Annotated in this window: 12 protein-coding genes; all 12 read right to left on the bottom strand. The window is 64.9% G+C overall.

Translation table 11 applies throughout. From position 1 onward, the window contains the following. Positions 1–7 precede the first annotated feature (7 nt). The 12 genes from CDPAHKCJ_RS06835 to rsmH all read right to left on the bottom strand — a co-directional run bounded on the left by CDPAHKCJ_RS06835 (position 8) and on the right by rsmH (position 14644). Positions 8–736, bottom strand: coding sequence for a cell division protein FtsQ/DivIB (locus tag CDPAHKCJ_RS06835; protein WP_166019188.1), 729 nt, complete (start codon positions 734–736; stop codon positions 8–10). Positions 737–739: 3 nt separating this feature from the next. Further along, entirely contained in the window at positions 740–1741 is a 1002-nt protein-coding gene (locus CDPAHKCJ_RS06830) for a D-alanine--D-alanine ligase (RefSeq protein WP_166019187.1), read from the bottom strand. Next, positions 1738–3150 (bottom strand): UDP-N-acetylmuramate--L-alanine ligase, encoded by a 1413-nt coding sequence (murC, locus tag CDPAHKCJ_RS06825; protein WP_166019564.1) that lies wholly within the window; start codon positions 3148–3150, stop codon positions 1738–1740. The genes CDPAHKCJ_RS06830 and murC overlap by 4 nt, the downstream gene beginning before the upstream one ends. A 22-nt stretch (positions 3151–3172) precedes the next feature. Then, complete coding sequence (gene murG, locus CDPAHKCJ_RS06820) at positions 3173–4249, bottom strand: undecaprenyldiphospho-muramoylpentapeptide beta-N-acetylglucosaminyltransferase (RefSeq protein ID WP_166019563.1); 1077 nt, start codon at positions 4247–4249, stop codon at positions 3173–3175. Positions 4250–4326: 77 nt separating this feature from the next. After that, positions 4327–5556 (bottom strand): putative lipid II flippase FtsW, encoded by a 1230-nt coding sequence (gene ftsW / locus CDPAHKCJ_RS06815; protein ID WP_052384394.1) that lies wholly within the window; start codon positions 5554–5556, stop codon positions 4327–4329. Next, on the bottom strand, positions 5549–7060 hold the full coding sequence (murD, locus tag CDPAHKCJ_RS06810; RefSeq protein ID WP_166019186.1) for a UDP-N-acetylmuramoyl-L-alanine--D-glutamate ligase: 1512 nt from the start codon (positions 7058–7060) through the stop codon (positions 5549–5551). Before murD ends, ftsW begins: the two co-directional genes overlap by 8 nt. Positions 7061–7073: 13 nt before the next feature. Next, positions 7074–8156: a phospho-N-acetylmuramoyl-pentapeptide-transferase gene (gene mraY / locus CDPAHKCJ_RS06805; protein ID WP_043332504.1), complete on the bottom strand. Its 1083-nt coding sequence runs from the start codon at positions 8154–8156 to the stop codon at positions 7074–7076. A gap of 9 nt (positions 8157–8165) precedes the next feature. Further along, positions 8166–9617 carry a UDP-N-acetylmuramoyl-tripeptide--D-alanyl-D-alanine ligase gene (gene murF / locus CDPAHKCJ_RS06800; protein ID WP_166019185.1) on the bottom strand — a complete coding sequence of 484 codons (1452 nt, stop codon included), beginning with the start codon at positions 9615–9617 and terminating at the stop codon, positions 8166–8168. After that, positions 9614–11212 (bottom strand): UDP-N-acetylmuramoyl-L-alanyl-D-glutamate--2,6-diaminopimelate ligase, encoded by a 1599-nt coding sequence (locus tag CDPAHKCJ_RS06795; protein ID WP_240916689.1) that lies wholly within the window; start codon positions 11210–11212, stop codon positions 9614–9616. The genes murF and CDPAHKCJ_RS06795 overlap by 4 nt, the downstream gene beginning before the upstream one ends. A gap of 105 nt (positions 11213–11317) precedes the next feature. Continuing rightward, positions 11318–12979: a penicillin-binding protein 2 gene (locus CDPAHKCJ_RS06790; protein WP_166019561.1), complete on the bottom strand. Its 1662-nt coding sequence runs from the start codon at positions 12977–12979 to the stop codon at positions 11318–11320. A gap of 107 nt (positions 12980–13086) precedes the next feature. Then, positions 13087–13407 (bottom strand): cell division protein FtsL, encoded by a 321-nt coding sequence (gene ftsL / locus CDPAHKCJ_RS06785; protein ID WP_043332508.1) that lies wholly within the window; start codon positions 13405–13407, stop codon positions 13087–13089. Positions 13408–13657: 250 nt separating this feature from the next. Continuing rightward, positions 13658–14644, bottom strand: a complete 987-nt coding sequence (gene rsmH / locus CDPAHKCJ_RS06780) for a 16S rRNA (cytosine(1402)-N(4))-methyltransferase RsmH (RefSeq protein WP_166019184.1) — start codon at positions 14642–14644, stop codon at positions 13658–13660. Between the last annotated feature and the right edge of the window lies 1 nt (position 14645).

The raw sequence follows: 14645 nt of genomic DNA, 5'->3' as shown, positions 1-14645 counted from the left end.
ATTTGCTTCAACTGTCCTTGCCTTCTTCGAGTGCCGTCGTCTCCCCATGCCACGCCACTGCCACTCCGTTGGGGTAACGCAGATCAATGTAGCGGATCTGCGACGCCTCATCACCCAGACGCCGCTGCCAGGCCGCCATGAAACGCGCCAGACGCGCCTCTCGATCATTGCGCCCCAGCATCACCCACACCGAATCATTGACCTGAAAGCGCCAGGCGCCGCGCGGCTCCAATCTCAACTGGGAGACATTGAGCCCCAGCCCGCCCAACTGGCTCTGCAACGCGTCAAGCTCGGCCAGCACCTCGGATCCACTGCCCTCGGGCCCCGCCAGATTGGGCAGATTGCCCAGCTGCGTGACCGGCCCCGCCTGGAAGGCATCACCACGCACATTGAGCAATTCGCCATCATTCCAGTAGGCCACCGGCTGCTGTTCAAACAGCTCGAATTCGAGTGTATCCGGCCAGCGACGCGAAATGCTGACTTCACTCAGCCAATCGATCGCCAACGCGCGACGCCGAACCTCACCCAATGGGACGGAGAGCCAGCTCTGACCACGAATCAACGGCGCGATATGGCGCTGAAGGTAGGCAGCACTGACATGATCGAAGTCACCCTTGATGGTGACTCGCTCAATGGGACGGTCAAGCCAGGTCCACAATGCCTGTCCGCCCGCGACCAGCAGCGCAAGACCGAGAACGAGGCCGAAGATTGCGCCGGTAGTGCTACGCGCCGCCATCGATCAATGACCACTCTGCTGAGCGACTGACGCATCGTTTGCGTCCCGCTCGGCGAGAGTCGTGTCAAGAATACGCAGCACCAGGGTGGCGAAATCGAGCCCGACATGCGCCGCGGATTGCGGCACCAGGCTGTGATCCGTCATCCCCGGCGAGGTATTGACCTCAAGCAGCCAGAAGACGCCATCCGCATCTTCCATCACATCGACACGGCCCCAGCCCTCGCACCCCAGCACGTTGAAGGCCTTGAGCGAGATCTCGGCCAGTTCCGCCTCGCGCGCAGCGCTCAGACCACAAGGCAGCAGGTAGCGCGTGGTATTGGCGATGTATTTGGCGTCGTAATCATAGAATCCGCTGTCGGCTTCGATACGAATGGCCGGCAGGACCTCGCCGTCCAATACCGACACCGTGTATTCCGGCCCCTTGATGAAACGCTCGGCCATCACCACCGCATCGAAGCGGCTGGCATCCGTCCAGGCATCCTGGAGCGCCTGTGCGTCCTCGACGATATGGATGCCGAGTGTCGACCCCTCATGCACCGGCTTGACCACCACCGGTGTCCCGAGCGTCTCGAGCACTGACTGCCAGTCCGTGTTCGCCGCCAGGCGACAGGAGCGTGGCGTCGGCAAGCCTTCGATATCCCAGAGCTTCTTGGTGCGCAGCTTGTCCATGCCCAGTGCAGAGGCCAGCACGCCGCTGCCGGTGTAGGGGATGCCCAGCAACTCCAGCGCCCCCTGCAAGGTGCCATCTTCGCCGCCGCGACCGTGCATGGCGATGAAGACACGGTCTGGGCGCAATGCCTCGAGACCGGCCAGCCCATGCGCCATGTCATAGCCCTGCACATCGACGCCTGCGCCCTGCAGGGCGGCCAGCACCGCCGCACCACTCTTGAGCGACACCTCGCGCTCGGCGCTCAGACCACCGAACAGCACCACGACACGTCCATAGCGCGTGGCCAGTTCAGGATTCACGCCTGTCGATCCGGAGGGGGAGGAAGAGACGGTCATAGCGTCACCTCGTCAAGCTTGAGGTCGGCCCCCGCCAGTGCCAGCGCAATGCCACCGACATCGCCCGCCCCCTGGGTGATCAGGATATCGCCCGGACGCAGCACGTTCTTGAGCAAGTCCGGCAAGGCACGCTTGTGCTCGACGAACAGCGGGTCCACCTGACCGCGCTGACGGATCGAGCCCGCCAGCGAGCGGCCATCGGCGCCCGGAATCATCGCTTCCCCGGCGCTGTAGACATCCAGCAGCAACAGGGTGTCGACTTCGGACAGCACACGCACGAAGTCTTCATAGAGATCATGGGTGCGCGAATAACGGTGCGGCTGGTAGGCCATCACCAGACGGCGCTGCGGCCAGCCGGCGCGCACGGCGCGAATCACCATCTCCACTTCGCGCGGGTGGTGGCCATAGTCGTCCACCAGCATCACGCTCTGCTCGCCATTGGGTGCCGCGAATTCTCCGTGCACCTGGAAGCGACGACCGACACCGGCAAAGCTTGCCAGCGCGCGGGCGATGGCCTCATCGCTGACGCCGACATCGGTGGCGATGGCGATCGCCGCCAGGGCGTTGAGCGCGTTGTGCTCACCGGGCATCGCCAGGGTGATCTCGAGCGGTGCATGGCCTTCCGGACGCAGCGCCGTGAAGCTTAGCTGACCGCCTCCCTGGCGGAAATCGCTGATGCGGTAATCGGCATCGTCGCTGAAGCCGTAGGTCACGAACTGACGCTGAACTCGCGGCAGCAGCTCACGCACGTTGGCATCATCGATACACAGCACCGCCAGACCGTAGAACGGCAGGTTGTGCAGGAATTCGATGAAGGTGTCCTTGAGGCGATTGAAGTCGCCCTCATAGGTGGCCATGTGATCGGCATCGACGTTGGTCACCACCGAGATCAACGGCTGAAGGTGCAGGAAGGAGGCATCGGACTCGTCCGCCTCGGCGACCAGATACTCGCCCTCGCCCAGACGGGCATTGGTGCCCGCGCTGGTCAGCTTGCCGCCGATGACGAAGGTCGGGTCCATGCCACCTTCCGCGAGCAGGGTCGCGGTCAGGCTGGTGGTGGTGGTCTTGCCGTGAGTACCGGCAATCGCGATGCCTTGGCGGAAGCGCATCAGCTCGGCGAGCATCTCCGCACGACGCACGACAGGGATACGATGCTCCCGCGCCCAGGCCACTTCCGGGTTGGTGGTGTCCACCGCAGTCGAGACCACGACCACATCCGAGCCTTCAGCATTGATGGCCGCATGACCGATGGCGACACGCACGCCGCACTCACGCAGATGCGCCGTGACGGCGGATTCCCTGAGATCACTGCCGCTGACCTCATAGCCCATGTTGCCCAGTACTTCGGCGATACCACACATGCCCACACCGCCGATGCCGACGAAGTGGATACGACGGATGCGGCGCATACCTGCACCGCGATCAGAATTGCTAGCGTTCAAGGCGAGTCTCCATGCAGCCTGCCAGCATGGTCGCTACCGCATCGAGTTCCGCACTATTGCGAGCGCGAGCGGCCATGCCAGTGAGTATCTTGGGGTCGAGCAATTCTGCCAGCGTCTCGGCGAGGCGCTCGGCAGTCAACGTATTCTGGGGAATCAGACGCGCGGCATCCGCCTTGACCAATACCGCGGCATTGACGGTCTGGTGGTCATCCACGGCGTGGGGGAACGGCACCAGCACCGCAGGCCGACCTGCCGCGGCCAGCTCGGCTACGGTCAGGGCACCGGCGCGACAGACCACGAGGTCTGCCCAGGCATAGGCCTCGGCCATGTCACCGATGAACTCGCTGACCTCAGCCGTGACACCGGCGGCCTGATAGGCGGCGAGGGTCGCCTCCTGCTTGTCACGTCCGGCCTGATGGCGCACCACGGGACGCGAGGCTTCCGGCAGCAGGGCCAACGCCGGCGCGAGCGTCTCGTTGAGCGCCTGAGCGCCCAGCGAGCCGCCCATCACCAGCAGATGCAAGGCACGCGACTCGCCTGCCGCCTCGACAGCAGACTCGGACGCATGCCCCGCGGCACCGACATCGGCGATCTCATCGCGCACCGGATTGCCCACCACCTGAGCTCCGAGGGCCGACGGGAAGGCACCCGGGAAGGCGGCGTAGACACGCGCCGCCATTCGCGCCAGCACCTTGTTGGTCAGCCCCGCGATGGCATTCTGCTCATGGATGACCAGCGGAATGCCTTCAAGGCGCGCCGCGAGCCCGCCCGGACCACTGGCGAAGCCACCGAGGCCTACCACCAGCACCGGCTTGAGTTCACGGATGATGCGTCGCGCCTGCAGTACAGCGCGGGTCAGACGAAACGGAATTGCCGCATAGCCCGCCAGCCCCTTGCCACGCAGGCCCGCAACCTCGACCCGATGCAGCGGGTAGCCGGCGTCAGGCACCAGGCGATTCTCGATGCCGCGCGGGCTGCCCAACCAATGGATCTCGTGACCGGCCGCCGCGAGGGCACGTGCCAGCGACAGCGCCGGAATCACATGCCCTCCCGTCCCGCCGGCCATCATCAGCACGACGCCCCTGGAGACAGGGTCTACCGAGTCAACCGCTCCCTCGGGAGCGATGGTAGAAGAAGATGACGTCATGCCTGTGCTCCTTGCGGTGTCTCGGTCGGCTTCTTGGCCTTGCGCCGGGGCGCGGCGGCATTTCCTGTCGGGGTACGGGTCAGCTTGCGGGTCTCGGCATCGATACGCAGCAGTATCGCGATCTGCACGCAACTGACGATCAGACTGGAGCCGCCATAACTCATCAAGGGCAGGGTCAGCCCCTTGGTGGGAAGCAGTCCGCTGGCCACACCGATGTTGATGAAGGCCTGCGCCCCCAGCACGAGGGCGATACCGTAGCCGAGGTAGGCGCTGAACGGCAAGCCGGCGAGTTCAGCGCGGCGACCGATCTTGAAGGCGCGGTAGATCAGCAGTCCAAACAGCGCCACCACGGCCGTCGCCCCGATCAAGCCCAGCTCTTCGGCCAGCACGGCAAACACGAAATCGGTATGCGCTTCCGGCAGATAGAACAGCTTCTGCACGCTGTTGCCCAGCCCCATGCCACTCAGGTGGCCACGACCGAAGGCGATCAACGCCTGGGTCAGCTGATAGCCACTGTCATACATGTTGGCCCACGGGTCGGTATAGGTGGTCAGACGCTCCCAGCGATAGGGCTCGGCGATCGCCAACAGCCAACCACCGCCGCCCGCCAGGCCCAGCAAGACGATGAAGCCCCACCAGGCGACACCCGCCATCAGCAGCATGCCCATCACGGCACCGCCCATCACCACGATGGAGCCAAAGTCAGGCTCCAGTGCCAGCAGCACGATCATCAGCAACAAGGGGACACAGGGCAGAATGAGGCCGTTGACGACGCTGGCGCGCACCTTGTCGAGGCGGCGGTCCAGATAGCCGGCCAGCCAGATCATCAGGCACAGCTTGGCGATCTCGGAGGCCTGCACCCCGCCGACCAATGGCAGCGGTATCCAGCGCTTGGCGCCGTTGATCTCGCGTCCGACCACCAACACGACCACCAGCAGCACGAAGCCCAGCATCAACATCGCGAAGCTGCGCTGCTGCCAGGCGGACATCGGCACGCGCAGCGTACAGAAGGCGGCCACCAGGCCGATCACGATGAAGATGCCGTGGCGCATGCTGTAGTAGAAGGCATTGCCATCGAAGCGCTCGCTCGATATCTCGCTGGAGGCAGACGTCACCATCACCCAGCCGATACACAGGATCGCCAGCGCGCAGAACAGCAGCCAGCCGTCGACGGGCTGACGCTCTGCCGTCAAGGTGTCATGGACTCGCCGGGCCTTGTTACGCATCACAGGCTTCCTTGTCGCTGCTGCCAGAGCCAGAATTGCCGTCAGCACCGGTCATGATGTGCTGGGTGACCCAGTCACGGAACGCGTCGCCGCGCGTCATGTAATTGGGGAACTGATCGAGACTGGCGCAGGCCGGTGACAGCAGCACGCAGTCCCCCGCCTGTGCGATCTGTCGTGCATGACGCATGGCCTCCAACAGCGTCATGACTGGCGTCACGGTGACGTCATCGGCCAGGGCTTGCGTCAATGACGGCGCATCCTGTCCGAACACCACCGCCTCACGGGCGTAACGGGCCAGTGGCGCCGCCAGCGGCGTGAAGTCCGCGCCCTTGCCCTGGCCGCCGGCCAGCAATATCAGCCTGCCCTCGAGCGTCGGGCCGAGACCGGCGATCGCCGCCAGCGTCGCCCCGACATTGGTGCCCTTGGAATCATTGATCCAGCGCACGCCCGCCACCTCGGCGATCAGCTCGCCGCGATGCGGCAGCCCTGCGAAGCTGGCTAGTTCATCGACCATCGCCGTCTCGTCGAGGCCGATCGCGGTACCCATCGCGAGTGCCGCCAGCGCATTGGCCTGGTTATGGCGACCGGCCAGTCGCACCTCCGCAGCAGGCATCACGCCGCGCAGCTGGCCAGACTCGACATGACACAGCGACAGCGTGCCGCCCTGCTCCGCCAGGCGCCATTGTGCCTGCCCGGCAGCCTCATCGGTCGACTCATCAGCTGACTCATCGAGCTGAACGCTGAAGCTGACTCGCGCCACCGCATCACCCTCGGCCGGCCAGCTCCAGGCGTCATCGGCATTGATGACCGCAAGGCCTGCGCCGCGGAAGATGCCGCGCTTGGCGGCCTGATAGCCGCGCATGCCATCGTGGCGATCGAGATGATCTTCGGAGAGATTCAGGAAACAGGCCACATCGGCCTTGAGTTCAGGCGTGGTCTCGAGCTGGAAGGAGGACAGCTCTAGCACGTAGAGCTCGGCATCAGGCTGCTCACGCAACAATGTCAGCGCGGCAGTGCCCAGATTGCCACCGACCGCCACGTCACGGCCGGCACGCGCGGCCATCTGCGCGATCAGTGTGGTCACGGTGGATTTGGCGTTCGAGCCGGTGATCGCGACCAGCGTGGGCCGCTTGCCCTGCGCGTCGCGGGCCTGACGCTCGTCCAGCGCGCGCACGAAGAGTGCGATCTCGCCGACCAGCCGCTCGCGAACCCCATCGAATACCGCCTGACGCGGGTCGATGCCCGGACTGAGCACCACCTCGCCGAAGCGTGACAGATCCAGCGCTTCCAGTGGGCCGAGATGCACCTCGGCCTGCGGCGCATGCTCGCGCAGGCTCTCGAGGCCCGGCGGTGCGCTACGAGTATCGGCGACGGCAAAGTCGATGCCGCGATCACTCAGATGGCGAGCGATCGCCTGTCCGGAGACGCCAAGACCGACCACCAGGGTCGGTCCTTTGGCAGGCACCGGCGAGGCCGATGCTCGGGAGGTGACAGAGAGGGTCATCGCGAATGCGTCCTCAGCGAACCTTGAGTGTGGCCAGGCCAAGCAGCACCAGCACGACGGTGATGATCCAGAAGCGCACGATGACGCGCGGCTCCGGCCAGCCTTTCAGCTCGAAGTGGTGATGCAGTGGCGCCATGCGGAAGATGCGTCGCCCGGTCAGCTTGTAGGAACCGACCTGCAGGATCACCGAGACGGTTTCCATCACGAAGACGCCGCCCATGATGAACAGCACGATTTCCTGACGCACGATGACCGCCACGACCCCCAGTGCCGCGCCGAGTGCCAGCGCGCCCACATCGCCCATGAAGACCTGGGCGGGATAGGTGTTGAACCACAGGAAACCGAGGCCGGCACCCGCGATGGTGGCGCAGAACACCGCCAGCTCACCGGAGCCGGCGATGAATGGAATATGCAGATACTCGGCGAACTTCAGGTTGCCAGAGGCGTAGGCGAAGATGGCCAGGCCCATGGCGACCAGCACGGTCGGCATGATCGCCAGACCATCGAGGCCATCGGTCAGGTTGACCGCATTGGAGCTGCCGACGATCACGAAGTAGGTCAGCACCATGTAGAACACGCCCAGCGGGATGACGACGTCCTTGAAGAACGGCACCAGCAGACCCGTCTCGGCCGGCGTGCTCGCCGTCAGGTACAGCACCACGGCGGCGCCGATGCCCACCACCGACTGCCAGAAGTACTTCCAGCGCGCCGGCAGGCCACGCGGATTCTTTTCCACCACCTTGCGGTAATCATCGACCCAGCCGACGGCACCGAAGCCCAGCGTGACAGCCAGGACCACCCAGACATACAGGTTGGTCAGATCGCCCCACAGCAGGGTGGAGACGGCCATCGACAGCAGGATCATCACGCCGCCCATGGTCGGCGTACCGGCCTTGGAAAGGTGAGACTTGGGACCATCGTCGCGAACGGCCTGGCCGATCTGGCCATCGACGAGCTTGCGTATGACCCAGGGACCCAGCCACAGACACAGCAACAGTGCCGTCAACGTGGCCAATACCACGCGCAGGGTCAGATAATTGAAAACCGTGAAGGCGCCATTGAATTGGGCCAGAAACTCAGCAAGCAGCAGCAGCATGACTCACATTCACCTTGATGCGTCGACCTTGAGCGCGGCAACGACATTCTCCATGCCAGCGCTGCGAGACCCCTTGACCAGAACACTGGCCCCGGTGGGTAGATGGTTACGGGCGTAAGCTTCAAGTTCCGCCCGCTCGATAAAGTGCTTGCCACCGGCCCCGAAGGCCTCGGCAGTCGCCTGAGCGCCCTCGCCGCAGGTGGCAATGAAATCTATGCCCAGCTTGCGGGCGTAATCGCCCACCTCGGCATGCAGACGTTCGGCGTCTGCTCCGAGTTCGCCCATGGCGCCCATCAGGCACCAGCGCGGCGCAGGCAGTGTCGCCAGCAGATCCAGCGCCGCCAGCATGGCGCCGGGGTTGGCGTTGTAGCTGTCATCCAGTAGACGCGAACCGTTGATGCCCGCCACGACGCCCAGCCTGCCAGGTACGCTCTCGGCACTCTCGAGCCCGGCGATCACCAGATCACTGTCGATGCCCAGTGCCAGGCACGCCGCGGCAGCCGCCAGCGCATTGGCCACGTTGTGACGCCCCAGCAACGCCAGCTGGACACGGCCGAGCGAGCGGCCATCAAACGTCAGTTCGAAAGCATAACGCCCGAGTTCATCCGCGCCTAGCTCACGCGCCTGCAGGCGTGCCGGGCGGTCACCATCATCCGCAGCGCCATCCGCAACGCTGAAGTCGATGACATCGACCGCCTGACCAGTCGCGGCCAGTGCCTGCCATAGCGAGAAGTAGGCGTCATCACGGTTGAGTACCGCGACCGGACGTCGCCCCCCCAACGGACTAAGGCCCGCCAGAATCTCACCCTTGGCCTGGGCGATCTGCCCCATGCCGCCGAACTCGCCGACATGGGCGCCGGTGACATTGGTGATCACCGCCACTTGTGGGCGCGCCAGGGCCGTCGTCCAGGCGATCTCACCGAGATGATTGGCGCCCAGCTCGACCACGCCGTGCTGGTGGGCATTGCTCAAGCGCAGCAACGTCATCGGCAGACCGAAATCGTTGTTGAGGTTGCCGTGATTGGCGAGGCTTTCAGCCTCGAAACGCGCGGCATCCCGCACAAGGATGGCATGCACCAGGCCCTTGACGCTGGTCTTGCCACTGTTGCCGGTCACCGCGATCAGCGGCCTCCCCCAGGCACGCCGACGCGCCGCCGCCAGCAGCCCGAAAGCCAGACGGGTATCCGCGACGACGATCTGCGGCAGCGGATCATCCACTGCTCGCTCGACCAGCGCCGCGACGGCGCCATTGGCGCGAGCCTGGGCGAGGAAGTCATGGGCATCGAAGCGCTCACCCTTCAGCGCCACGAACAGCGGTGCAGCCTGCTCGCCAAGCTTGCGGGTATCCGTCTCGATGGCACCCAGCGTCTGACCGTACAATGCCTGTGGCAACTGCGCGCCGAGCACCACGGCCAGTTCCTCGAAGGTGCTCAGACCGACGGGCTGTTCAGGCGCACTCATGCGTCACGCTCCTGACCTTCCAGCATCGAGAGCTCGCGGCGCTCCAGTGCCGCGATCGCATGGGCCACATCGGAAAACGGCAGTCGCTGGCCGTCGATTTCCTGATAATCCTCGTGCCCCTTGCCGGCGATCAGGATGACATCATGCTCGCCGGCATCGCGGATGACCTGGGCAATGGCCTCACCACGCTCGGCGATATCCAGCACACGCTCGCGGGCATGGATGCCGGTCATCATCTGCTGACGGATGGCAGCCGCATCCTCGGTACGCGGATTGTCATCGGTGATCACGACGCGGTCGGCGCCCTGTTCGGCGGCCGTGGCCATCAGCGGGCGCTTGCCGCTGTCGCGATCGCCACCACAGCCGAGCACACACCACAAGCGCGCATCATCCCGCGCCGGCAGGTGAGCGCGCAGCGCGGTCAGCGCCGTCTCGACGGCCTCCGGCGTGTGGGCGTAGTCGACCACCACCACCGGCGCGCCATCACGACTCAGGCGCTGCATGCGCCCCGGTACCGGCGTCAGACGCGGCGCGGCGGCAAACAGCCCCTCGAACGAATAGTCGAGGCCATGCAGGATCAGCATTGCCAGCAAGGCATTGTCGAGATTGAAGCGCCCCATCAGATTGAGGCCCAGCTCACGCTCGCCATCCGGCGTCGCGATCACGGCAACCTGGCCCAGCGGCTCGGGGAAGACATCCAGCACGCGCAGGGTCGCGACGTCATCACGCCCCATCGCCAGCACGCGCACGCCGCGCTGCATGCCGGCCAGCATCAGACGCGCCAGCGCATCATCGGCATTGAGCACCGCAAGCTTGAGTTCGGGGCGCTTGAACAGCTTTGCCTTGGCCGCCGCATAGGCCGCCATGCTGCCGTGATAGTCGAGGTGGTCTCGCGAAAGATTGGTATAGCCCGCGACGGTGAAACGACAGCCATTGACGCGCCCTTGGTCCAGCGCATGGGAAGAGACTTCCATCGCGATCAGCTCGGCACCAACAAGGCTCAGGCCCTTGAGCGCCGCCTGCACGGCCAGGGCGTCGGGCGTGGTGCGCTCGCCTGCCACCAGGGCGCCGGGGCGCCCGATGCCGAGCGTGCCGATCATGCCGGCGGGCGTGCCCATCGCTTCGGCCAGCTCGGCGATGTAATGGGTGACGGAAGACTTGCCATTGGTGCCCGTCACCCCGACCAGCATCAGCGACTCGGGCACGCGGAAGGCCTGGCGCCCCAGCTCACCGAGCTGCTCGCCCAGATTCTCGAGCCAGACGACTCTGGCATCGCCTGAATGCAGTGCCAGACGTGCATCCCCGTCTGCGGGTCTTTCGGCCAGCACCAGTTCGGCCCCGCCCTCGAGCGCCGCGGCGATATAGTCGCGGCCATCGCTGGCGATGCCGGGAATGGCAATGAAGAGGGAGCCCTGCGCGGCATTGCGACTGTCGATCGTCAGGTGCCAGTCATCGCGCGCGGCAAGCCGTGCACGCCAATCGTCATTGAGGGCGCCTGGCCACAGCGCCAGCAATGCTGCCAGCATGTCTGTCGCCGTGGCCAACGGGCGCGCCAGAAACTCGCCCAGGCGCCTGGAATCGTGCGGTGAAGTCATGTCGGAAGACCTTCCTTGTTCCCGATGTCCCGGAACGTATTCACTACATGAGAAAAAAGACGCAGTCGCCCGCCCGAGGCCGACGACCGTGCCACATGAAAAGCGTTACTCACCGACCTTGCTGTCCGGCGGCACATCCAGCAGGCGCAATGCCTTGCCCACCACGCGCCCGAACACGGGCGCCGCCACCAGACCGCCGTAATATTCTTCCCCCTTGGGGTTCTCGATCATCACCACGGTCACGATACGCGGATCAGACACCGGTGCCACACCCGCGAACAACGAACGATACGCGGTCTTCTGATAACCACCGGCCGTCACCTTGCGCACGGTGCCCGTCTTGCCGGCGATACGATAGCCTTCGACCACCGCCCGCTTGGCAGGCCCATTGGGCTGCACGATCTTCTCCATCATGCCGAGCAGGGCGTGCGCGTTGTCCGGGGAGATCACCTGGTCTCCGACCGGCGGCGTCTTGACCTTGAGCAGCGACGGCGGCACACGTCGGCCATCATTGGCGAGCGCGGTATAGGCGCTGGCCAGCTGCAGCGCCGAGACGCTGATACCGTAACCGTAGGAGATGGAGGCCCGCTTGCTGCGCGACCAGTTGGTCGGCGGCGGCAGCACGCCGGTCGTCTCGCCAGGGAAGCCGGTACCCGGCGCCTGGCCGAGGCCCAGCTCATAGTAGCGATTCCAGACCGCATCATCCTCGAGACTCAGCGCCATGCGGCTCATGCCGATATTCGAGGAGTGGTAGAGAATGCCCGCCATGTCGAGCTTGCCGTAGTTGCGGAAGTCACGAATGGTGAACTGGTCGACCCGCATGTAACCCGGCGTGGTATCGATCACCGAGTCAGGCTGATACTTGTTGGAGGCCAGGCCGGCGCTCATCGACAGCGGCTTCATCACCGAGCCGGGCTCGAAGGCATCGGTGATCGCGCGGTTACGCAGCCCGGCGGGATCAAGCCCGGCGCGGTTGTTCGGGTTATAGGACTTCTGATTCACCATCGCCAGCACTTCGCCGGTGCGGGCATCCATCATCACCAGGGTGCCGCCATCGGCACGGTGCTCCGCCACGGCCGCCTTGAGTTCGCGGTAGGCCATGTATTGCAGACGCAGGTCGATGGAAAGTGTCAGGTCGCCGCCGGGCTTGGCTTCGCTGATCAGATGCAGGTCGCGCACCAGGCGCCCCTTGCGATCCTTGAGCACGCGTCGCTTGCCCGGCGTCCCGGAAAGGTAGGAATTGTAGGCAAGCTCAAGCCCTTCCTGTCCCTTGTCATCGACGTTGGTCACGCCGATCAACTGGGCGGAGACTTCTCCGGAGGGGTAATAGCGCTTGTATTCCTGCTTGTGGCTGACGCCCGGAATATCGAGGTCGATGGCAGGCTGGGCCTGCGGTGGGGTCATCTGGCGCTTGATGTACATGAAGCCCTTGCCGGCATCACGATAGCGGCGGACGCGTGCGATCAGATCATCCGGCTGCTGACCCAGCGCACGCGCCAGCAATGACAGCCGCACGGGGTCGTCGGGCACCTTGCGCGGGTCGGCCCACAGGGTGATGACCGGCGTGGAGATCGCCAGAGGCTCACCGGTGCGATCGGTGATCATGCCGCGGTGAGCATTGATGCTGTCGACACGCAGGGTGCGTGCGTCCCCCTGATCCTGCAGGAACTGCTGATCGAAGAGCTGGAGATAGCCGATGCGGCCGACCAGAGCGACAAGCCCGGCCAGCACGATGAAGAGCATGATGCGATAGCGGGCAGGCCCCATGGCGGCGCGCGCGCTCTTGCGGGCACCGCTTGCGGCCTTGGTGCGGGTGGGCGCCTCAGCGCCGGCGGCTTTGCGCGGACGAGACGAAGGCGGGCGACGCGTGGCCATCAGCGAATGACCTCGACATCGTGGACATCCGGCACACGCATCTCGAGTCGTTCGATGCTGATGCTTTCGATACGCGCCGGTGCCGACCAGGCGCTCTCTTCCAGCAGCAGGCGCCCCCAGCGTGCACGCGCATCATCGCGCGCCGCTTCCAGCTTCTGCAGCTGGGCATATTGGCCGCGCGAGAGATGGGAGCTGATCACGACAGCAGCGGCAGAACCAAGCAGACTGAGCATCAGCACCGCGAAACACAGGTGACGCCAACGCATCTGCACCTTGATCGGCCAGTTACCCGTCCAGCCATCCTGTCTCCGTCCCGCCATGCCGACTCCCTAATCACTCTGAACGTGATGCCCCGCACCACGAATATCCTTGCAGACTGCCAACGTGCAGGCGCGATGTTCGCTCACTTGTTTCAAGCGCCCGGCGCATTATGTCAGCAAGTGGCGTTAGCCGCTAAGAGTTGCAGCACGGCAACACTTGTGTCGTCCTTTCCCCACAGTCCACTCACGCGCGCGCCTGCCGGTAGGCAGGCGCAGAAAGAGGCACGAGTCCCCAGAGGGAGCACTGACGCTATTTGAGCTTTTCGGCAATGCGCATCACGGCACTGCGCGAACGGACATTGGCATCGACTTCGCTTTGCGATGCCTTCTGCGCCTTGCCCACCAGCTTGAGACGCTTGTTGAGCTGGTCTTCACGGATCGGCATGCCACGCGGCGCCTGATCCCCCCGCGCCTTGTCACGCATGAAGCGCTTGACGATGCGGTCTTCCAGCGAGTGGAAGCTGATCACGACCAGACGACCGCCGGGCTTGAGCGCCTCGAGACCGGCATCCAACGCGCGGGTCAGCTCATCCAGTTCACCATTGATGTGAATGCGGATCGCCTGGAAGACACGCGTCGCCGGGTGCTTGTGCTTCTCCCAGTTGGGATGGGCATCCTTGATCAGGCTGGCGAAGTCGCCGGTGCGCGTGATGGGTCGCTCGGCGCGACGCTCCACCACGGCGCGTGCCAGACGCTTGGCATAACGCTCCTCACCATAGGTCTTGAAGACCCAGGCCATGTCCTCGGCACTGGCACGTGACAACCACTCGGCGGCGCTCTCGCCGCTGGTGGGGTCCATGCGCATGTCCAGCGGGCCATCATTCATGAAGCTGAAACCACGCTCGGCATCATCCAGCTGCGGGGATGACACGCCGATGTCGAGCAGGATCCCATCCAGCTGACCCTGCACGCCCTCACGCTCGGCATACTCGCCAAGACGCGCGAATTCACCGGCATGGATACTGAAGCGCCCATCATCGATGGTCGCGGCTTCCGCCAGCGCCTGGGGGTCACGATCACAGGCGATCAGACGCCCCTCGGGCGCCAGACGCGACAGGATCAGACGCGAATGGCCACCGCGACCGAAGGTGCCGTCGAAGTAGACGCCGGCCGCGTCCTGAATCAGGCCATCGACCGCGCCATCGAGCATGACACTGACATGCGCGAAGCGATCAGCCACTTCGACGGACTCGGTATCGACAGACTCGGTAACGGAAGGGGCGCTGGGCTTGGACATG

The sequence above is a fragment of the Cobetia sp. MB87 genome, from assembly GCF_011319755.1.
In the GTDB taxonomy this organism is placed as follows: Bacteria; Pseudomonadota; Gammaproteobacteria; order Pseudomonadales; family Halomonadaceae; genus Cobetia.
This window is presented reverse-complemented; position numbering and strand designations above follow the sequence as displayed.

Coding starts and splice junctions, on each gene's coding strand:
- CDPAHKCJ_RS06835 (WP_166019188.1), bottom strand. CDS start 736: ATGGCGGCGCGTAGCACTACCGGCGCAATCTTCGGCCTCGTTCTCGGT.
- CDPAHKCJ_RS06830 (WP_166019187.1), bottom strand. CDS start 1,741: ATGACCGTCTCTTCCTCCCCCTCCGGATCGACAGGCGTGAATCCTGAA.
- murC (WP_166019564.1), bottom strand. CDS start 3,150: ATGCGCCGCATCCGTCGTATCCACTTCGTCGGCATCGGCGGTGTGGGC.
- murG (WP_166019563.1), bottom strand. CDS start 4,249: ATGGCCGGCGGGACGGGAGGGCATGTGATTCCGGCGCTGTCGCTGGCA.
- ftsW (WP_052384394.1), bottom strand. CDS start 5,556: ATGCGTAACAAGGCCCGGCGAGTCCATGACACCTTGACGGCAGAGCGT.
- murD (WP_166019186.1), bottom strand. CDS start 7,060: ATGACCCTCTCTGTCACCTCCCGAGCATCGGCCTCGCCGGTGCCTGCC.
- mraY (WP_043332504.1), bottom strand. CDS start 8,156: ATGCTGCTGCTGCTTGCTGAGTTTCTGGCCCAATTCAATGGCGCCTTC.
- murF (WP_166019185.1), bottom strand. CDS start 9,617: ATGAGTGCGCCTGAACAGCCCGTCGGTCTGAGCACCTTCGAGGAACTG.
- CDPAHKCJ_RS06795 (WP_240916689.1), bottom strand. CDS start 11,212: ATGACTTCACCGCACGATTCCAGGCGCCTGGGCGAGTTTCTGGCGCGC.
- CDPAHKCJ_RS06790 (WP_166019561.1), bottom strand. CDS start 12,979: ATGGGGCCTGCCCGCTATCGCATCATGCTCTTCATCGTGCTGGCCGGG.
- ftsL (WP_043332508.1), bottom strand. CDS start 13,407: ATGGCGGGACGGAGACAGGATGGCTGGACGGGTAACTGGCCGATCAAG.
- rsmH (WP_166019184.1), bottom strand. CDS start 14,644: ATGTCCAAGCCCAGCGCCCCTTCCGTTACCGAGTCTGTCGATACCGAG.